The 21,243-nt window shown below is 57.4% G+C and carries 9 protein-coding genes, 2 tRNA genes and 3 rRNA genes; all 14 read left to right on the forward strand.

The window, feature by feature from the left end; translation table 11 throughout:
• Nucleotides 1–64: 64 nt before the first annotated feature.
• The 14 genes from MJP36_RS06765 (at nucleotide 65) to recD (ending at nucleotide 21,114) form a co-directional block, all read left to right on the forward strand.
• Entirely contained in the window at nucleotides 65–1,789 is a 1,725-nt protein-coding gene (locus tag MJP36_RS06765) for an acetolactate synthase 3 large subunit (RefSeq protein ID WP_090365838.1), read from the forward strand.
• A gap of 2 nt (nucleotides 1,790–1,791) precedes the next feature.
• Nucleotides 1,792–2,283, forward strand: a complete 492-nt coding sequence (gene ilvN, locus MJP36_RS06770) for an acetolactate synthase small subunit (protein WP_003176102.1) — start codon at nucleotides 1,792–1,794, stop codon at nucleotides 2,281–2,283.
• A 47-nt stretch (nucleotides 2,284–2,330) separates the two neighbouring features.
• Nucleotides 2,331–3,347 carry a ketol-acid reductoisomerase gene (gene ilvC, locus MJP36_RS06775; RefSeq protein WP_060752233.1) on the forward strand — a complete coding sequence of 339 codons (1,017 nt, stop codon included), beginning with the start codon at nucleotides 2,331–2,333 and terminating at the stop codon, nucleotides 3,345–3,347.
• Between the two features lie 146 nt (nucleotides 3,348–3,493).
• Entirely contained in the window at nucleotides 3,494–4,351 is an 858-nt protein-coding gene (pssA, locus tag MJP36_RS06780) for a CDP-diacylglycerol--serine O-phosphatidyltransferase (RefSeq protein WP_060752232.1), read from the forward strand.
• Between the two features lie 63 nt (nucleotides 4,352–4,414).
• The gene (gene msrP / locus MJP36_RS06785; protein WP_104995982.1) at nucleotides 4,415–5,428 is read left to right on the forward strand and encodes a protein-methionine-sulfoxide reductase catalytic subunit MsrP; all 1,014 of its coding nucleotides are present in this window, start codon (nucleotides 4,415–4,417) and stop codon (nucleotides 5,426–5,428) included.
• On the forward strand, nucleotides 5,428–6,048 hold the full coding sequence (gene msrQ, locus MJP36_RS06790; protein WP_244385082.1) for a protein-methionine-sulfoxide reductase heme-binding subunit MsrQ: 621 nt from the start codon (nucleotides 5,428–5,430) through the stop codon (nucleotides 6,046–6,048). Before msrP ends, msrQ begins: the two co-directional genes overlap by 1 nt.
• A gap of 544 nt (nucleotides 6,049–6,592) precedes the next feature.
• A 16S ribosomal RNA gene (locus MJP36_RS06795) occupies nucleotides 6,593–8,129 on the forward strand.
• Nucleotides 8,130–8,211: 82 nt separating this feature from the next.
• Nucleotides 8,212–8,288: transfer RNA gene (locus MJP36_RS06800), tRNA-Ile, on the forward strand.
• 30 nt (nucleotides 8,289–8,318) lie between these two features.
• A tRNA-Ala gene (locus tag MJP36_RS06805) sits at nucleotides 8,319–8,394 on the forward strand.
• Between the two features lie 246 nt (nucleotides 8,395–8,640).
• Nucleotides 8,641–11,532: ribosomal RNA gene (locus MJP36_RS06810) — 23S ribosomal RNA — on the forward strand.
• A 151-nt stretch (nucleotides 11,533–11,683) separates the two neighbouring features.
• A 5S ribosomal RNA gene (gene rrf, locus MJP36_RS06815) occupies nucleotides 11,684–11,799 on the forward strand.
• The 16S, 23S and 5S rRNA genes sit together here with 2 tRNA genes alongside, the layout of an rRNA operon.
• A gap of 134 nt (nucleotides 11,800–11,933) precedes the next feature.
• A complete protein-coding gene (recC, locus tag MJP36_RS06820) occupies nucleotides 11,934–15,386 on the forward strand; it encodes an exodeoxyribonuclease V subunit gamma (RefSeq protein WP_244385083.1) in 3,453 nt (1,150 codons plus the stop codon).
• Nucleotides 15,383–19,057 (forward strand): exodeoxyribonuclease V subunit beta, encoded by a 3,675-nt coding sequence (gene recB, locus MJP36_RS06825; protein WP_244385608.1) that lies wholly within the window; start codon nucleotides 15,383–15,385, stop codon nucleotides 19,055–19,057. Before recC ends, recB begins: the two co-directional genes overlap by 4 nt.
• On the forward strand, nucleotides 19,054–21,114 hold the full coding sequence (recD, locus tag MJP36_RS06830) for an exodeoxyribonuclease V subunit alpha (protein ID WP_244385084.1): 2,061 nt from the start codon (nucleotides 19,054–19,056) through the stop codon (nucleotides 21,112–21,114). The genes recB and recD overlap by 4 nt, the downstream gene beginning before the upstream one ends.
• Nucleotides 21,115–21,243 lie beyond the last annotated feature (129 nt).

Consider the following 21,243-nt stretch of genomic DNA (forward strand, 5'->3'; position numbering starts at 1 on the left):
GTAAACCTATTAAGACCCGTCGGTTTTCAACGGACGGTATTCTGGCGTTTTAGAGGTGAACAACGTGGAGCTTTTATCTGGTGGTGAGATGCTCGTCCGCTTTTTGCGTGACGAAGGCGTCGACTATATCTACGGGTACCCAGGTGGTGCTCTGCTGCATGTTTACGACGCACTGTTCAAGGAACCGGCTGTTACCCACATCCTGGTTCGCCACGAACAGGCCGCGACCCATATGGCTGACGGTTACGCCCGTGCCACCGGTAAAGCCGGCGTGGTACTGGTAACGTCCGGCCCAGGCGCAACCAATGCCATTACCGGCATCGCGACTGCCTATATGGACTCCATCCCGATGGTGATCATTTCCGGCCAGGTGCCAAGCACCATGGTGGGTACCGATGCATTCCAGGAAACCGACATGATCGGTATCTCCCGGCCGATCGTGAAACACAGCTTCATGATCAAGCATCCGTCGGAAATCCCGGAAGTCATGAAGAAGGCCTTCTACCTCGCACAGTCCGGTCGCCCGGGCCCTGTGGTGGTCGATGTCCCGAAAGACATGACCAACCCGGCGGAAAAATTCGAATACGTCTTCCCGAAGAAAGCCAAGCTGCGTTCCTACAGCCCGGCCGTTCGTGGGCATTCGGGTCAAATCCGCAAGGCGGCAGAAATGCTCCTGGCGGCCAAGCGCCCTGTGTTGTACTCGGGCGGTGGCGTGATTCTGGGGGGCGGTTCAGCACCGCTCACCGAACTGGCCAAACTGCTTAACCTGCCGGTCACCAATACCCTGATGGGCCTTGGCGCATTTCCTGGGACGGACCGTCAGTTCGTCGGCATGCTCGGTATGCACGGCAGCTACACCGCCAACCTCACCATGCACCACGCCGATGTGATTCTGGCTGTAGGCGCACGGTTCGATGATCGAGTGATCAACGGCGCGAGCAAATTCTGCCCGAATGCCAAGATCATCCACATCGACATCGACCCGGCGTCCATTTCCAAGACCATCAAGGCCGATGTGCCGATCGTGGGGCCAGTGGAAAGCGTACTGACCGAAATGGTTGCCGCGCTCAAGGACATCGGCCAAGCGCCGAACAAAGAGTCCGTGGCCAGTTGGTGGAAACAGATCGACGAATGGCGCGGTGACCGCGGCCTGTTCCCTTACGACAAGGGTGACGGCAGCATCATCAAGCCACAAACCGTGATCGAGACCCTGTGCGAAGTGACCAAGGGCGACGCCTTTGTGACCTCCGACGTGGGCCAGCACCAGATGTTCGCCGCGCAATACTACAAGTTCGACAAGCCTAACCGCTGGATCAACTCCGGTGGCCTGGGCACGATGGGCTTTGGTTTCCCTGCCGCCATGGGTGTGAAACTGAGCTTCCCTGACACCGACGTCGCGTGCGTCACCGGTGAGGGCAGTATTCAGATGAATATCCAGGAGCTGTCGACATGCCTGCAGTACGGGCTGCCGGTGAAGATCGTGTGCCTGAACAACGGCGTGCTGGGCATGGTTCGTCAGTGGCAGGACATGAGTTACAACAGCCGTCACTCCCATTCCTACATGGAGTCGCTGCCAGATTTCGTCAAGTTGGTTGAAGCCTATGGCCACGTCGGCATTCGCATCACGGATTTGAAAGATCTGAAGCCGAAGATGGAAGAGGCGTTCGCCATGAAGGACCGCCTGGTGTTCATCGATATTCAGGTGGATACCAGCGAGCACGTCTACCCGATGCAGATCAAAGACGGCTCTATGCGCGACATGTGGTTGAACAAGACGGAGCGTACTTAATCATGCGGCATATTATCTCCCTGCTTTTGGAGAACGAACCCGGCGCTCTGTCTCGTGTTGTCGGCCTGTTTTCGCAACGTAACTACAACATCGAAAGCCTGACTGTGGCGCCAACCGAAGACCCGACCCTGTCGCGCCTGACGTTGACCACCGTGGGTCACGATGAGGTCATCGAACAGATCACCAAGAACCTCAACAAGCTGATCGAAGTGGTCAAGCTGGTCGACCTGTCGGAAAGTGCCCACATCGAGCGCGAGCTGATGCTGGTTAAAGTCAAGGCCACGGGTGCTCAACGTGCCGAGATCAAACGCACCACCGACATTTATCGCGGGCAGATCGTCGATGTGAGTGCCAGCGTTTATACCGTTCAACTGACCGGTACGAGCGACAAGCTGGACAGCTTCATCCAGTCGATCGGGACGGCCTCGATTCTGGAAACGGTACGCAGTGGTGTCACCGGGATTGCCCGTGGCGACAAAGTACTCAGCATCTAACCCAAATTAGCGAATGGCCTTACGGCCTGGATATATAGAGGAACCTCATGAAAGTTTATTACGATAAAGATTGTGACCTGTCGATCATCCAGGGCAAGAAAGTCGCCATCATCGGCTACGGCTCCCAGGGTCATGCACAAGCCTGCAACCTGAAAGATTCCGGCGTTGACGTGACTGTCGGCCTGCGCAAGGGCTCGGCCACTGTTGCCAAGGCTGAAGCCCATGGCCTGAAAGTCACTGACGTGGCTTCCGCCGTAGCTGCTGCCGATGTGGTCATGATCCTGACCCCGGACGAGTTCCAGTCCACGCTGTACAAGAACGAAATCGAGCCGAACATCAAGAAGGGCGCCACCCTGGCCTTCTCCCACGGTTTTGCGATTCACTACAACCAGGTTGTGCCGCGCGCCGACCTCGATGTGATCATGATCGCGCCGAAGGCCCCGGGCCACACCGTACGTTCCGAGTTCGTCAAAGGCGGTGGTATTCCTGACCTGATCGCGATCTACCAGGACGCGTCGGGCAACGCCAAGAACGTTGCACTGTCTTACGCTTCCGGCGTGGGCGGCGGCCGTACCGGCATCATCGAAACCACCTTCAAGGACGAGACCGAAACTGACCTGTTCGGCGAACAAGCCGTTCTGTGCGGCGGTACCGTTGAGTTGGTAAAAGCCGGTTTCGAAACCCTGGTTGAAGCTGGCTACGCGCCGGAAATGGCCTACTTCGAATGCCTGCACGAACTGAAGCTGATCGTTGACCTCATGTACGAAGGCGGTATCGCCAACATGAACTACTCGATCTCCAACAACGCCGAATACGGCGAGTACGTGACTGGCCCGGAAGTGATCAACGCCGAGTCCCGTCAGGCTATGCGCAACGCCCTGAAACGTATTCAGGACGGCGAATACGCCAAAATGTTCATCAGCGAAGGCGCAACCGGCTACCCTTCGATGACCGCCAAGCGTCGTAACAACGCCGCTCATGGTATCGAAGTCATCGGCGAGCAACTTCGCTCCATGATGCCGTGGATCGGTGCCAACAAGATCGTCGACAAAGCCAAAAACTAAGTCGTATGTATCAAGAGAAAACGCGGCCTAGGCCGCGTTTTTTCGTTTGGGAGGACGGGTTCTGGTATAAAGCTGCATCCTTTGCGTGCGAACACTCGCCGCAAGTACTTGTCGAATTTTTTTCACACCGTTGTAAGGTAAAGTCCATGAGCGAACGTCCCGAAGAGCCAAACCAGGCTTCTGACGCCGAAAGCCTGCTGCCGATCGATGAGCATGTCGAAGAAGGGCATGACGCGGAAGGCCGCAAGGTCCGGCATCGTGGTATCTATCTTCTGCCCAACCTGTTCACCACGGCGAACCTGTTTGCCGGGTTTTATTCCATCATCAATTCCATGAGTGCCCAAAGCGCCCTGGCGGCGGGGGATGCGGCGAGTGCCAGCAAGTATTTCGGCTTTGCTGCCATCGCGATTTTCGTCGCCATGGTGCTCGACGGCCTTGATGGTCGTGTAGCGCGCATGACCAATACTCAGAGCGCCTTCGGTGCAGAGTACGATTCGCTATCGGACATGGTTGCCTTTGGCGTTGCTCCGGCGTTGCTGGCATTTGCCTGGGCACTGGGTGATATGGGCAAGGTCGGCTGGATGGTTGCCTTCATCTATGTCGCGGGGGCTGCCTTGCGCCTGGCGCGTTTCAACACACAGGTGGGAACGGCCGACAAGCGTTACTTCATTGGCTTGGCCAGCCCTGCTGCAGCGGGAGTGGTCGCGGGTATCGTGTGGGCATTCAGCGACTACGGCATCCAGGGTTCGAAAATGTCGTTCCTGGTCGCCTTGATGGTGGCTGCGGCCGGCATGCTGATGGTCAGCAACATCAAGTACAACAGCTTCAAGGAGTTCGACCTCAAGGGGCGGGTGCCTTTCGTGGCGATCCTGATAGTGGTGTTGGTGTTCGCCGTAGTTTTCAGCGATCCACCGCGCATTCTGCTGCTGGCCTTCCTGGTTTACGCGGCTTCGGGGCCGATTCAGTATTTACTGCATCTGCGTCGGGACAAAACGTTGCCTTAATGTAATTTCCCCCATACTCCGCAGTCTATTGGTGCATCAGTCCTCCAACACTGCGGAGTAGCCATGTTAATCAAACTTCCCAAAGCCTCCGATTGTCACGAATCGGATGTCACGCCTGAATCCTTCTACCTTTCTCGTCGTAGCTTGCTCGGTGGTGCGCTGGCCGGCATCGCCGCCACTGGTCTGCCGCGTTGGGCTAGTGCTGGTGATGCTTCGCGTTATGCTGATGTTGAGCCGGGCAAGGCGCCGGCCTGGTTTGCCGAAAAGCTGTCGGGAGCCAAATGGCAGGCGGTTACGGTAAAGGACGAGGCTATTACGCCGTTCAAGGATGCCACCCACTACAACAACTTTTATGAATTCGGTACTGACAAGGGCGACCCGGCGGCGAACGCAGGCTCACTCAAGACCGAACCCTGGAGTGTGGTCATCGACGGCGAGGTGGCGAAGCCGGGGCGTTATGCCTTGGAAGATTTCATGAAACCTTATCAATTGGAGGAGCGGATCTACCGTTTGCGCTGTGTTGAAGCGTGGTCGATGGTTATTCCGTGGATCGGTTTTCCGATCTCTGCTTTGCTAAAGCAGGTTGAGCCGACATCAAATGCCAAGTACATCCGGTTTGAAACGCTTCAGGACCCTAAGAGTATGCCGGGTCAGCGGTCGAGTTTTGGATTGATCGATTGGCCTTATGTAGAAGGGCTGCGCCTGGATGAGGCGATGAATCCCTTGGCGATCCTTGCTGTGGGCATGTATGGGCGGGAGTTGCCTAACCAGAATGGCGCGCCATTGCGTTTGGTGGTGCCGTGGAAGTATGGCTTCAAGAGTGTGAAGTCCATTGTGCGGATCAGCTTGGTGAGCGAACAGCCTAAGACTACCTGGCAGAGTATTGCGGCCAACGAATATGGGTTCTACGCAAACGTGAACCCTACAGTCGATCACCCTCGCTGGACCCAGGCGCGGGAGCGGCGCTTGCCGAGCGGTTTGTTCAGCCCGAATGTGCGCGAAACGCAAATGTTCAATGGCTATTCGGATGAGGTCGCTTCTCTCTATACAGGTCTCGATTTGCGGAAGAACTATTGATGCGTTATCCCATCTGGCGCATTGGCGTTTTTATAGCGGCGGCGATATGGCCGTTTTACTGGCTGTATGAAGCATGGCGTTCTGTGCTGGGGCCTGATCCTGGGAAAGTGCTGATGGATCGGTTGGGGCTTGGGACGCTGATCTTGCTATTGATCACCTTGAGCATGACACCGCTGCAGAAGCTTAGCGGGTGGGCCGGGTGGATTGCGGTGCGGCGACAGTTGGGACTCTGGTGTTTTGCGTATGTGGTTCTGCACCTGGCGGCTTACTGCGTGTTTATCCTTGGGCTTGATTGGTCGCAATTGGGAGTGGAGCTGCGTAAGCGGCCTTACATTATTGTCGGTGCGCTGGGGTTCATTTCCTTGTTGGCGCTTGCGGTGACCTCAAACCGCTATAGCCAGCGCCGGTTGGGTAGCCGTTGGAAGAAGCTGCACCGTCTGGTGTATGTCATTCTGGGGCTCGGTTTGCTGCATATGTTGTGGATCGTGCGGGCTGATCTGAAGGAATGGGCTATCTATGCATCTATAGGTGCTCTGCTTTTAATGTTGCGTTTGCCTCCAGTGATGCGCCGGATCCCTCGTCTTATTGCGAAAAAAGCCCCCTCTGCAACAAAAACGTAATTATTGCTTGACGGCAAATTGTATCTGTCTATAATTCGCCCCACTTCCGGCGCAGTCGAAACTGAAAACTCCTTGGTAAACAAGAAGTTACGAAGATTCAGGCAGCGAATAGCTTCAGTTCATCGAAGCCCAGAAGGAGTTGATCGGGCGATGTTGTTTGGCTCTATCAACGGTTCGATCTTCTCGGTCGAAAGCGGAGAAAAAGAGGTGTTGACAGCAGCGTGTAACGCTGTAGAATTCGCCTCCCGCTAACGAGAGATCGGAAGCGCAAGTGGTTGAAGTTGTTGAAGAAATCTTCGAAAGCTTCTGAAAATAATCACTTGACAGCAAATGAGGCTGCTGTAGAATGCGCGCCTCGGTTGAGACGAAAGACTTAACCAACCGCTCTTTAACAACTGAATCAAGCAATTCGTGTGGGTGCTTGTGGAGTCAGACTGATAGTCAACAAGATTATCAGCATCACAAGTTACTCCGCGAGAAATCAAAGATGTAACCAACGATTGCTGAGCCAAGTTTAGGGTTTCTTAAAAACCCAAAGATGTTTGAACTGAAGAGTTTGATCATGGCTCAGATTGAACGCTGGCGGCAGGCCTAACACATGCAAGTCGAGCGGTAGAGAGAAGCTTGCTTCTCTTGAGAGCGGCGGACGGGTGAGTAATGCCTAGGAATCTGCCTGGTAGTGGGGGATAACGTTCGGAAACGGACGCTAATACCGCATACGTCCTACGGGAGAAAGCAGGGGACCTTCGGGCCTTGCGCTATCAGATGAGCCTAGGTCGGATTAGCTAGTTGGTGAGGTAATGGCTCACCAAGGCGACGATCCGTAACTGGTCTGAGAGGATGATCAGTCACACTGGAACTGAGACACGGTCCAGACTCCTACGGGAGGCAGCAGTGGGGAATATTGGACAATGGGCGAAAGCCTGATCCAGCCATGCCGCGTGTGTGAAGAAGGTCTTCGGATTGTAAAGCACTTTAAGTTGGGAGGAAGGGCAGTTGCCTAATACGTAACTGTTTTGACGTTACCGACAGAATAAGCACCGGCTAACTCTGTGCCAGCAGCCGCGGTAATACAGAGGGTGCAAGCGTTAATCGGAATTACTGGGCGTAAAGCGCGCGTAGGTGGTTTGTTAAGTTGGATGTGAAATCCCCGGGCTCAACCTGGGAACTGCATTCAAAACTGACTGACTAGAGTATGGTAGAGGGTGGTGGAATTTCCTGTGTAGCGGTGAAATGCGTAGATATAGGAAGGAACACCAGTGGCGAAGGCGACCACCTGGACTGATACTGACACTGAGGTGCGAAAGCGTGGGGAGCAAACAGGATTAGATACCCTGGTAGTCCACGCCGTAAACGATGTCAACTAGCCGTTGGAAGCCTTGAGCTTTTAGTGGCGCAGCTAACGCATTAAGTTGACCGCCTGGGGAGTACGGCCGCAAGGTTAAAACTCAAATGAATTGACGGGGGCCCGCACAAGCGGTGGAGCATGTGGTTTAATTCGAAGCAACGCGAAGAACCTTACCAGGCCTTGACATCCAATGAACTTTCCAGAGATGGATTGGTGCCTTCGGGAACATTGAGACAGGTGCTGCATGGCTGTCGTCAGCTCGTGTCGTGAGATGTTGGGTTAAGTCCCGTAACGAGCGCAACCCTTGTCCTTAGTTACCAGCACGTTATGGTGGGCACTCTAAGGAGACTGCCGGTGACAAACCGGAGGAAGGTGGGGATGACGTCAAGTCATCATGGCCCTTACGGCCTGGGCTACACACGTGCTACAATGGTCGGTACAAAGGGTTGCCAAGCCGCGAGGTGGAGCTAATCCCATAAAACCGATCGTAGTCCGGATCGCAGTCTGCAACTCGACTGCGTGAAGTCGGAATCGCTAGTAATCGCGAATCAGAATGTCGCGGTGAATACGTTCCCGGGCCTTGTACACACCGCCCGTCACACCATGGGAGTGGGTTGCACCAGAAGTAGCTAGTCTAACCTTCGGGAGGACGGTTACCACGGTGTGATTCATGACTGGGGTGAAGTCGTAACAAGGTAGCCGTAGGGGAACCTGCGGCTGGATCACCTCCTTAATCGACGACATCAGCTGCTTCATAAGCTCCCACACGAATTGCTTGATTCATTGAAGAAGACGATAAGAAGCAGCCCGAAATTGGGTCTGTAGCTCAGTTGGTTAGAGCGCACCCCTGATAAGGGTGAGGTCGGCAGTTCGAATCTGCCCAGACCCACCAATTTTGTGTGGGAAACGCCTGTAGAAATACGGGGCCATAGCTCAGCTGGGAGAGCGCCTGCCTTGCACGCAGGAGGTCAACGGTTCGATCCCGTTTGGCTCCACCACTACTGCTTCTGACGTTTAAAGCTTAGAAATGAGCATTCCATCGAGGTGATGGTGAATGTTGATTTCTAGTCTTTGATTAGATCGTTCTTTAAAAATTTGGGTATGTGATAGAAAGATAGACTGAACGTTACTTTCACTGGTAACGGATCAGGCTAAGGTAAAATTTGTGAGTTCTCTTAGTTGAGAAATTCGAATTTTCGGCGAATGTCGTCTTCACAGTATAACCAGATTGCTTGGGGTTATATGGTCAAGTGAAGAAGCGCATACGGTGGATGCCTTGGCAGTCAGAGGCGATGAAAGACGTGGTAGCCTGCGAAAAGCTTCGGGGAGTCGGCAAACAGACTTTGATCCGGAGATGTCTGAATGGGGGAACCCAGCCATCATAAGATGGTTATCTTGTACTGAATACATAGGTGCAAGAGGCGAACCAGGGGAACTGAAACATCTAAGTACCCTGAGGAAAAGAAATCAACCGAGATTCCCTTAGTAGTGGCGAGCGAACGGGGACTAGCCCTTAAGTGGCTTTGAGATTAGCGGAACGCTCTGGAAAGTGCGGCCATAGTGGGTGATAGCCCTGTACGCGAAAATCTCTTAGTCATGAAATCGAGTAGGACGGAGCACGAGAAACTTTGTCTGAATATGGGGGGACCATCCTCCAAGGCTAAATACTACTGACTGACCGATAGTGAACTAGTACCGTGAGGGAAAGGCGAAAAGAACCCCGGAGAGGGGAGTGAAATAGATCCTGAAACCGTATGCGTACAAGCAGTGGGAGCAGACTTTGTTCTGTGACTGCGTACCTTTTGTATAATGGGTCAGCGACTTATTTTCAGTGGCGAGCTTAACCGAATAGGGGAGGCGTAGCGAAAGCGAGTCTTAATAGGGCGTCTAGTCGCTGGGAATAGACCCGAAACCGGGCGATCTATCCATGGGCAGGTTGAAGGTTGGGTAACACTAACTGGAGGACCGAACCGACTACCGTTGAAAAGTTAGCGGATGACCTGTGGATCGGAGTGAAAGGCTAATCAAGCTCGGAGATAGCTGGTTCTCCTCGAAAGCTATTTAGGTAGCGCCTCATGTATCACTGTAGGGGGTAGAGCACTGTTTCGGCTAGGGGGTCATCCCGACTTACCAAACCGATGCAAACTCCGAATACCTACAAGTGCCGAGCATGGGAGACACACGGCGGGTGCTAACGTCCGTCGTGAAAAGGGAAACAACCCAGACCGTCAGCTAAGGTCCCAAAGTTATGGTTAAGTGGGAAACGATGTGGGAAGGCTTAGACAGCTAGGAGGTTGGCTTAGAAGCAGCCACCCTTTAAAGAAAGCGTAATAGCTCACTAGTCGAGTCGGCCTGCGCGGAAGATGTAACGGGGCTCAAACCATACACCGAAGCTACGGGTATCACGTAAGTGATGCGGTAGAGGAGCGTTCTGTAAGCCTGTGAAGGTGAGTTGAGAAGCTTGCTGGAGGTATCAGAAGTGCGAATGCTGACATGAGTAACGACAATGGGTGTGAAAAACACCCACGCCGAAAGACCAAGGTTTCCTGCGCAACGTTAATCGACGCAGGGTTAGTCGGTCCCTAAGGCGAGGCTGAAAAGCGTAGTCGATGGAAAACAGGTTAATATTCCTGTACTTCTGGTTATTGCGATGGAGGGACGGAGAAGGCTAGGCCAGCTTGGCGTTGGTTGTCCAAGTTTAAGGTGGTAGGCTGAGATCTTAGGTAAATCCGGGATCTTAAGGCCGAGAGCTGATGACGAGTCATCTTTTAGATGACGAAGTGGTTGATGCCATGCTTCCAAGAAAAGCTTCTAAGCTTCAGGTAACCAGGAACCGTACCCCAAACCGACACAGGTGGTTGGGTAGAGAATACCAAGGCGCTTGAGAGAACTCGGGTGAAGGAACTAGGCAAAATGGCACCGTAACTTCGGGAGAAGGTGCGCCGGTGAGGGTGAAGGACTTGCTCCGTAAGCCCATGCCGGTCGAAGATACCAGGCCGCTGCGACTGTTTATTAAAAACACAGCACTCTGCAAACACGAAAGTGGACGTATAGGGTGTGACGCCTGCCCGGTGCCGGAAGGTTAATTGATGGGGTTAGCTAACGCGAAGCTCTTGATCGAAGCCCCGGTAAACGGCGGCCGTAACTATAACGGTCCTAAGGTAGCGAAATTCCTTGTCGGGTAAGTTCCGACCTGCACGAATGGCGTAACGATGGCGGCGCTGTCTCCACCCGAGACTCAGTGAAATTGAAATCGCTGTGAAGATGCAGTGTATCCGCGGCTAGACGGAAAGACCCCGTGAACCTTTACTATAGCTTTGCACTGGACTTTGAATTTGCTTGTGTAGGATAGGTGGGAGGCTTTGAAGCGTGGACGCCAGTCTGCGTGGAGCCATCCTTGAAATACCACCCTGGCAACTTTGAGGTTCTAACTCAGGTCCGTTATCCGGATCGAGGACAGTGTATGGTGGGTAGTTTGACTGGGGCGGTCTCCTCCTAAAGAGTAACGGAGGAGTACGAAGGTGCGCTCAGACCGGTCGGAAATCGGTCGTAGAGTATAAAGGCAAAAGCGCGCTTGACTGCGAGACAGACACGTCGAGCAGGTACGAAAGTAGGTCTTAGTGATCCGGTGGTTCTGTATGGAAGGGCCATCGCTCAACGGATAAAAGGTACTCCGGGGATAACAGGCTGATACCGCCCAAGAGTTCATATCGACGGCGGTGTTTGGCACCTCGATGTCGGCTCATCACATCCTGGGGCTGAAGCCGGTCCCAAGGGTATGGCTGTTCGCCATTTAAAGTGGTACGCGAGCTGGGTTTAGAACGTCGTGAGACAGTTCGGTCCCTATCTGCCGTGGACGTTTGAGATTTGAGAGGGGCTGCTCCTAGTACGAGAGGACCGGAGTGGACGAACCTCTGGTGTTCCGGTTGTCACGCCAGTGGCATTGCCGGGTAGCTATGTTCGGAATAGATAACCGCTGAAAGCATCTAAGCGGGAAACTAGCCTCAAGATGAGATCTCACTGGAACCTTGAGTTCCCTGAAGGGCCGTCGAAGACTACGACGTTGATAGGTTGGGTGTGTAAGCGCTGTGAGGCGTTGAGCTAACCAATACTAATTGCCCGTGAGGCTTGACCATATAACACCCAAGCAATTTGAGTCGAAAGGCCAGATTGCGGTGTGTGAAGACGCTATGAACCGAAAGTTCGACGCTCACAAGACACCGACTTCTATTACATACCCAATTTGCTGAAGCGAAGCCAACTGGCTACGATTCAGTACCCGAATTTCTTGACGACCATAGAGCATTGGAACCACCTGATCCCATCCCGAACTCAGTAGTGAAACGATGCATCGCCGATGGTAGTGTGGGGTTTCCCCATGTGAGAGTAGGTCATCGTCAAGATTAAATTCCGAAACCCCATTTGCGAAAGCAGATGGGGTTTTGTTTTGGGCGATCGAAAATGCGTAGGGGCTCATCGAGACGGTCTTCAATGCTAAAGTCCACGCCTCGATTTTGCTTTTCCCAAGGAAGCCGTTATGCCGCAAGCGACGTCCCTCAGCGCTGGATTCATGGTGGTTCACGGCAACCGCCTGGATGAACTGCGCAGCCTGGTGGTCAGTTGGATGCGGCGCTACCCTCTGGCGCCTCTGGAAAACGAGATCGCCTTGGTACAAAGCAACGGCATCGCCCAGTGGCTCAAGCTAGCCCTGGCTGAAGATCCGGAAGATGACGACATGGGCGGCTGCGGAATCGCCGCCGCAATCGATGTGCAGCTCCCCGGCAGCTTTATGTGGCAGCTTTACCGAATGGTCCTGGGCCGTGACGAAATCCCGCCTAAATCCCTGCTCGATAAAGCTCCACTGACCTGGCGTCTCATGCGCCTACTCCCGGAACTCATCGACCAGCCGCATTTCGAGCCGCTACAGCGCTTCCTTACCCACGACACGGATTTGCGCAAGCGCTACCAACTCGCCGAACGCCTGGCCGACCTGTTCGACCAATACCAGGTTTACCGCGCCGATTGGCTGGAGGACTGGGCAGCCGGCCGGCATCAACTGCGTAACGGACGAGGCGAATCCAAGCCGCTCAACCCCGCCAATTGCTGGCAAGCCGAATTGTGGCGAGCGTTGTTGCTGGATGTGGGGGAAGAAGGCATGGCCGAGAGTCGTGCAGGCGTCCACCAACGTTTCATCGAGCGCATCAATACACTGGAGACGGCCCCTGAAGGTCTACCGTCGCGGGTGATCGTGTTCGGCATTTCATCGCTGCCCGCCCAAGCGCTGGAAGCACTCTCCGGTCTGGCACGCTTCAGCCAGGTGCTGCTGTGCGTTCACAACCCATGCCGTCACCATTGGTCCGACATCGTCGCTGACAAAGACTTGCTGCGTAACGAATATAAACGCCAGGCACGTAAAACCGGGATGCCGGTCACCCTCGACCCGCAAACCCTGCATCAGCACGCACACCCGCTACTTGCCGCCTGGGGTAAACAAGGCCGTGACTACATCAGCCTGCTGGACAGCTACGACGACCCCAACAGCTACCGCGCCGCATTCCGTGACGGCCGCATCGATCTGTTCAGTGAAAGTGAACCCCGCACGTTGCTCAATCAATTGCAGGACGACATTCTCGAACTGCGCCCGCTCAATGAAACACGCGAGCTATGGCCGGCTGTTGATCTGGAGCGCGATACTTCAATCCGCTTCCATATCGCCCACAGTGCCCAACGCGAAGTGGAGATCCTCCACGACCAGTTGCTGCAACGCTTCAGTGCCGACCCCACGTTGCGCCCCCGAGACATCATCGTCATGGTCCCCGACGTTGACAGCTATGCGCCGCACATTCGCGCCGTATTCGGACAGCTTGAGCGAAATGACCCACGCTTTATCCCCTTCACCCTCACCGACCAGGGCCAACGCGGTCGCGATCCGCTATTGATCGCCGTCGAGCATCTGCTGAAACTTCCCGACAGCCGCTTCCCCGTCAGTGAAATCCTCGACTTGCTCGATGTCCCCGCCTTGCGCGAACGTTTCGCCATCAAGGAACGCGACCTGCCGACGCTGCACCGCTGGATCGAAGGCGCAGGCGTGCGCTGGGGGCTCAACGCCGAACAGCGTGCCGGCCTGGGTCTGCCGAATGAGTTGGAGCAAAACAGCTGGCGATTTGGCTTGCGCCGCATGCTGCTGGGCTATGCGGTCGGCACCGGTGGAGCCTACGAAGGCATCGAGCCCTATGATGAAATCGGTGGCCTCGACGCTGCCCTGATTGGCCCGCTGGTGGCCTTGCTTGACGCGCTGAGTGATGCACATCACGCACTCTCGCAACCTGCGGCTCCCCAAGAATGGGGTGAGCGCCTGCAACGTCTGATGCAACGCTTCTTCCTGGCCAGCAGCGAACACGATGACTACCTGTTGGGCCAACTCGAACAACTCAGGGAGACCTGGCTGGAGACCTGCGAGTCCGTTGGCCTATACGACGAGTTACCCCTCACTGTCGTCCGTGAAGCCTGGTTGGCCGGCCTTGACCAGGGGCGTCTGTCCCAGCGCTTCCTCGCCGGCGCTGTCAATTTCTGCACGCTGATGCCCATGCGAGCGATCCCGTTCAAGCTGGTCTGCCTGCTCGGCATGAACGACGGCGATTACCCACGTGCCCAACCGCCGCTGGACTTCGACCTGATGGGCAGCGACTACCGCCCCGGTGACCGCTCACGTCGCGAAGACGACCGTTACCTGCTGCTCGAAGCGTTGCTGTCGGCCCGCGACCAGCTCTATATCAGTTGGGTGGGCCGCAGCATCCGTGACAACAGCGATCGCCCGGCCTCGGTACTGATCGGCCAACTGCGTGACCATCTCGCCAGTGGCTGGCAGAACGCACAACCACACACACCGCTGATCGACGCGATGACCCAGGAACACCCGCTCCAACCCTTCAGCGCTCGTTACTTTCACGCAGGCGATCCGCTCTTCAGCTACGCCCGCGAATGGCAGTTGCTGCACGAAACGCCTGACGCCATGGCGCAAGCATACGAACTGGCCGATCACCAACAGGAAGAACCCCTGAGCCTCGGCCAGTTGCAGGACTTCCTGCGTAACCCGGTCAAACATTTCTTCAGCCAGCGTCTGAAAGTCTTCTTTGAGGCCGCCGAAGTGCCCTTGGCCGATGAAGAACCCTTCGTCCTCGACGCACTGCAACGCTACAGCCTCAGCGACAGCCTGCTGAACGCCGCGCTGGTCAGGCCCGATCACGTGGACCACGCGCTCAATGCCCAAGCCCTGCGTCTGCAAGGCAGTGGCCTGTTGCCCATGGTCGGTTTTGGCGAGTGCCTGCGCAACGAGTTGATCGAGCCCTTACCCGGCCTGTTGCAACGCTACCAGCAACTGCTGGCGCTCTGGCCCACCCCACACACAGGGGCAGAACCGGTCAGTTTTGAGCATCAGGGCATTCGGTTGGAAGGCTGGATCAGCGGTCTGCATCGGCGCAACGATGGTGGCCTGTTAAGCGTCACCACCATCCCCAACAGCATCGGTTCGATCAAGGCGCGCAAGTGGCATCGCCTGATTCGCCCGTGGGTCAATCATGTGGTGGCCTGTGCGTGCGGTCTGTCACTCAGTACCGCTCTGGTGGCGAGCGATGACACGTTGCTACTGGCCCCGCTGGAACCATCGGCGGCCCAGGAAATCCTCGGCAACCTGCTGTTGGCCTGGCACACTGGCATGCGCAAACCGCTTCCGGTAGCCGTAAAAACCGCGTTCGCATGGCTCGGCCAGACCGATCCCGCCAAGGCCCAGGCGGCTGCAAGCAAAGCCTACGAAGGCGATGGTTTGACCCACGACGGCGAACGCCGCGAAACCCCGGCGCTCACCCGACAATTTCCCGACTACGCAACGCTTATCGCCAGCGAAGAATTCGAAGGTTGGTGCGAAACCCTGTACCGCCCACTGATCAACGCCCCATGGCGATCGCTCACCAGTTCGCAGGCCAGCACATGAGCAGCAAACCCTTGGCCCTGGCCTTCCCGCTCAAAGGCAGCCAGCTGATTGAAGCCAGCGCCGGCACCGGCAAGACCTTTACCATTTCCGCCCTGTACCTGCGCCTGGTCCTCGGTCACGGTGACGCAGAGTCAGGCTTCGGCCGTGAACTGTTGCCGCCGCAAATCCTTGTCGTAACGTTCACCGACGCCGCGACCAAAGAACTGCGTGAACGCATCCGCATTCGCCTGGCCGAAGCCGCACGCTTCTTTCGCGATGAAATCCAGCCCCCGGATACGCTGATCGCCGACCTGCGCGATCAATACCTCCCCGAGCAATGGCCCGCCTGTGCCAACCGGCTGGACATTGCCGCGCAATGGATGGATGAAGCCGCTGTCTCGACCATCCACAGCTGGTGCCAGCGCATGCTGCGTGAGCACGCTTTCGACAGCGGCAGCCTGTTCACCCAGACCCTGGAAACCGACCACAGCGACTTGCTCGGCGAAGTGCTGCGCGACTACTGGCGGTTGTTCTGCTACCCGATGCGCGACGACGCGCTCAACTGGGTGCGCAATCATTGGGGTGGCCCGGCCGCATTGATGCCACGGGTTCGCGCGCTGTTCGGCAGCGAGCGGCCGATGGACGAAACCCGCGAGCCGGCCGAGTTGATCAACGCCTGCCTGCAAGAACGCCGCGAGGCGCTGATCCAACTCAAGGCGCCCTGGCAAACATGGGCCGCCGAGCTGCGCGATATCTGCCTGCAAGCCGTGGCCGCCAAAACCGTCGATGGCCGCAAGATGCAAGCCCGCTACTTCGAACCCTGGTTTGAGAAAATCAGTGCCTGGGCCGCCGACGAAACCCTTGAGCAACTCGACATTGGCACCGGTTTTACACGGCTGACGCCCGACGGAATGGCCGAAGCCTGGAAGGGCGAGCCACCGCGCCACCCGGGCATCGATGCCATGGCCGGGCTCAAGGCGGCTCTCGACGCGCTGCCCACCCCCGACGCCGCCGTGTTGCAACACGCCGCCGGCTGGGTAGGTAAACGCTTCGAAGATGAAAAACGCCGCCGCGCCGAAATGGGCTTCGATGACATGCTGATCCGTCTGAACGCCGCCCTGCACGCCGAGGGGGGAGAGCGCTTGGCCAACGTGATCCGCGAGCAGTTCCCGGTCGCCCTGATCGATGAGTTTCAAGACACCGACCCGGTTCAATACAGCATCTTCGACAGGATCTACCGCATCGAGGACAACCACCTCGACAGCGGCCTGTTCCTGATCGGCGACCCCAAGCAGGCGATCTACGCGTTCCGTGGCGCCGATATCTACACCTATCTGCGTGCCCGTCAGGCCACCACTGGCCGTCACCACACCCTGGGCACCAACTTCCGTTCCAGCCATGCAATGGTTGAGGCGGTGAATCATGTGTTCCAACGGGCGGAAACCGGGCGTGGCGCGTTCCTGTTCCGTAAGCCGAATGGCGACAACCCCGTGCCGTTCCACTCAGTGCTGTCCCAAGGCCGCAAGGAGCAATTGCAGGTCGATGGGCAAACACTGCCGGCCATGAACCTCTGGCACCTGCCCACCGATCAACCGATTTCCAACGCGGTGTATCGTCAACAACTGGCGGCCGCCTGTGCCACGCACATTGTTGGATTGCTCAATGGCGGGCAACAAGGCAGTGCAGGCTTCCTGCAACCGGACGGCAGCTTCAAAGGCGTGCTTCCGTCAGACATCGCCATTCTGGTACGCGACGGCAAGGAAGCCCAGGCCGTACGCGCCGAATTGGCCGCCCGTGGCGTGCGCAGCGTGTACCTGTCGGATAAAGACTCAGTCTTCGCCGCCCAGGAAGCCCATGACCTGCTCGCCTGGCTCAAGGCATGTGCCGAACCTGACGTCGAGCGCCCGCTGCGGGCGGCGCTGGCCTGCGTCACCTTGAACCTGTCGCTGCATGAACTTGAACGTCTGAACCAGGACGAACTGGCGTGGGAAACCCGCGTCATGCAGTTCCGCGGCTACCGCGCGATCTGGCGCACCCAGGGCGTGCTGCCGATGTTGCGACGCCTGCTCCATGATTTCAAACTGCCGCAAACCCTGATCGCCCGTAGCGATGGCGAGCGTGTGCTGACCAACCTGCTGCACCTGAGCGAACTGCTGCAACAGGCCGCCTCGGAGCTGGACGGTGAGCAGGCGTTGATCCGCCATCTGGCCGAACACCTGGCGCTATCCGGCCAGGCGGGTGAAGAACAGATCCTGCGCCTGGAAAGCGATGAGCAACTGGTCAAGGTCGTGACCATCCACAAATCCAAAGGCCTGGAATACGACTTGGTATTCCTGCCCTTTATCTGTTCGGCCAAGCCGGTGGATGGCAGCCGCCTACCGCTGCATTATCACGATGAAAAGGGTAAGGCCCAGGTCAGTCTGCGGCCGACCGCCGAATTGATCGCCCAGGCCGACGATGAGCGTCTGGCCGAAGACCTGCGCTTGCTCTACGTCGCCCTGACCCGTGCCAAGCACGCTTGCTGGCTCGGTATCGCCGACCTCAAGCGCGGTAACAACAGCAGCTCGGTCTTGCACCTGTCCGCGCTGGGTTACCTGCTCGGAGCGGGCGCCTCCCTGGGTGAGTCTGCTGCGTTAGCGCGCTGGCTATTGGATTTACAGGCGGGCTGCGCCGCTATCGACTATGGCCACGTGCCCGAAGCGCAAGATAGCGTGTTCTACCCACCACGCAATGAAGCCACGTTGCTCGCGCCTCTGCTGCCGAAGCGCAAGGCTGCCGAAAACTGGTGGATCGCTTCCTACAGCGCTTTAAGAATCGGCGACAGCATGAGCGCCGCAAGCCTTGAAGCACCGGAAAGCCCGCAAGCCCAGAAACTGTTCGACGATGAACGCCTCGACCCCGACGCACCACGTGAAGTGGTAGCGTCTGGCGGTGACATTCATCGTTTCCCACGCGGCCCGAATCCTGGGACCTTCCTCCACGGCCTGTTGGAATGGGCGGGAGAGGAGGGCTTCAACGTAACCCCCGAAGCCATTGAAAAAGCCGTGGGTGCGCGCTGTAACCGACGCAACTGGGAGGGCTGGATCGTGACGCTCAGCGGCTGGCTGGGCCAGTTACTGCGCACGCCGTTTGCGCTGGATAACGCGCTGGTCACGCTCAACAGCCTGCAGCACTACCAGATCGAAATGGAGTTCTGGTTCGCCAGCCACAAGGTCGACGTGCTCGCCCTCGATAAGTGGGTGTGCCAGTTCACCCACAACGGTGCCTCCCGCGTGGCGGCCGAAGCGGTGTTGCTCAATGGCATGTTCAAAGGTTTTATCGACCTGACTTTCGAGCACGCCGGGCGCTTTTACGTGGCCGATTACAAATCTAATTGGCTTGGCCCCGACGACTCGTCCTACACCTTGGAAGCCATGGAGCAGTCGATCCTGGAGCATCGGTACGACCTGCAATACGTACTTTACCTGCTGGCCCTGCACCGCCAGTTGAAGGCCCGACTACCGGATTACGACTATGACCGGCACGTCGGCGGTGCGCTGTATGTGTTCCTGCGTGGCACCCAGTCTGCAAGCAAAGGCGCGTATTTCACCCGACCGCCACGGGCGCTGATCGAAGGCCTGGACCTGTTGTTCCAGGGCAAGCCCATCCCGCCCAAGGTTGAACCCGCCTGGGAACAAGGAGTTCTGCTATGAGCCTGTCGCCCCAGCCGCTTGAGGCATTGAAACCGCTCGAACGCGCCACCGACCTGGTGCAACTCCTCGATCGTTGGGTAGAGCGTGGCTGGTTGCGAGCCCTGGATAAAGCGTTTGTCGGTTTCCTGCACGAACTCGACCCACAGGCCGACCCTCTGGTACTGCTGGCGGCAGCGTTGACCAGCCATCAACTGGGCCACGGGCACGTATGCCTCGACCTGTTCGAAACCCTCAAGGCGCCGGACTTTGCCCTGTCATTACCGCCCGAAGGCGACGTGCAAACCGGCGCCATGCTGCTGCCGTCGCAATTGCTGGATGGCCTTGACGGCGCGCACTGGTGCCATGCACTGGCCGCCAGCCAGTTGGTGGCGTTGGCGGTGGATGGCAGTGAGGCTGCCCACAGTCGCCCGCTGGTCCTGTCCGGCACTCGCTTGTACCTGCGGCGCTACTGGACCTACGAACGGCGCATCGACATGGCCTTGCGCCTGCGTCTGGCTACTCAGGAAAGCCTCGCTGCCGATTTGCCGCAACGCCTGGATCGGTTGTTTGACCAACCCCCCCCGGATGGCGTGATCGACTGGCAAAAACTCGCCTGCGCCCTGGCCACTCGCGGGGCTTTCAGCATCGTCACCGGCGGCCCCGGCACCGGCAAGACCACCACCGTGGTGCGCTTGCTCGCGCTGTTGCAGGCACCGGCCGTCGAGGCCGGCAACCCGTTGCGCATCCGCCTGGCGGCGCCGACCGGTAAAGCGGCTGCGCGCCTGACCGAATCCATCAGCCAACAGGTCCTGTCGCTGAATGTGCCGGACACCGTGCGGGAAAAAATCCCGACCCAGGTCACCACCGTTCACCGCCTGCTGGGCAGTCGTCCGGGCACGCGGCACTTTCGTCACCACCTTGGCAACCCGCTGCCCCTGGATGTGCTGGTGGTCGACGAAGCCTCGATGATCGACCTGGAAATGATGGCCAACCTGCTGGATGCCTTGGCACCGCATGCGCGATTGGTCTTGCTGGGAGACAAGGATCAGCTGGCTTCGGTGGAGGCGGGTGCGGTGCTCGGCGATTTGTGCCGTGACGCTGAAGCGGGCTGGTACAGCGCCGAAACCCGTGAATGGTTGCAAGCCGTCAGCGGCGAGGACCTGGGTAAAAGTGGCCTGCAGGAAGACGTCGACGGCAGCCATCCGTTGGCCCAGCAAGTGGTTATGCTGCGCTACTCGCGCAGGTTTGGTGAAGGCAGCGGCATCGGCCAGATGGCACGTTGGGTCAACCAGCAGAATGCTGAGGAGGCGCGCAAATTGCTGGCTGCACGCACTCACGCTGACCTGTTTTGCCTGCGCCTCAAGGGCGAGCACGACCACGCCTTGGAGCGCCTGGTACTGGACGGGCAGGGCGATGAAGCCCAAGGCTATCGCTATTACCTCAACCTGTTGCGCAGTGCCCGCCCGGCCCTGGACACCCCCCGCGAAGCCCCCGCCTGGACTCTCTGGGCGCAACAACTGCTGCAAGCCTTCGACGCCTTTCAACTGCTCTGCGCCGTACGCAAAGGCCCCTGGGGCGTGGAGGGGCTGAACCTGCGCATCACCGCCGCGCTGCGCAAAGTGCGGCTGATCGAGGGTGACGACCAGTGGTATGAAGGCCGTCCGGTGCTGATGACCCGCAACGATTACGGCCTGGGCTTGATGAACGGCGATATCGGCATCGCCCTCAAACTGCCGGAAAGCGACGGCGGCCCGCAGGTATTGCGGGTGGCCTTCCCACGTAACGATGGCCAGGGCGGTGTGCGCTTTGTGCTGCCCAGCCGTCTGAATGATGTGGAAACCGTGTACGCCATGACCGTGCATAAATCCCAGGGCTCGGAGTTCACCCATACCGCGTTGATCCTGCCGGATACGCTGAACCCGGTACTGACCAAGGAGCTGATCTACACCGGCATCACCCGGGCCAAGCGTTGGTTCAGCCTGATCGAGCCGCGTGGTGGTGTGTTCGAGGAAGCGGTGCGACGGAAGGTCAAGCGCTTGAGCGGACTGATGCTGGAGCTGGACGCAGGGACTGAATAAACTGACTGTCTGGTCATGAAATATTTCTGATTCAATCGTAGGGCTTTTCTGAAAAAATAGCGCACCCCGCGTAAGCCTTGCCTCGTAGGGTTTTCCGCCACTGTGCTATCGTTGCGGCATCACCTTGAA

This window comes from Pseudomonas palleroniana, from assembly GCF_022836895.1.
GTDB classification, from domain to species: Bacteria; Pseudomonadota; Gammaproteobacteria; order Pseudomonadales; family Pseudomonadaceae; genus Aquipseudomonas; species Aquipseudomonas palleroniana.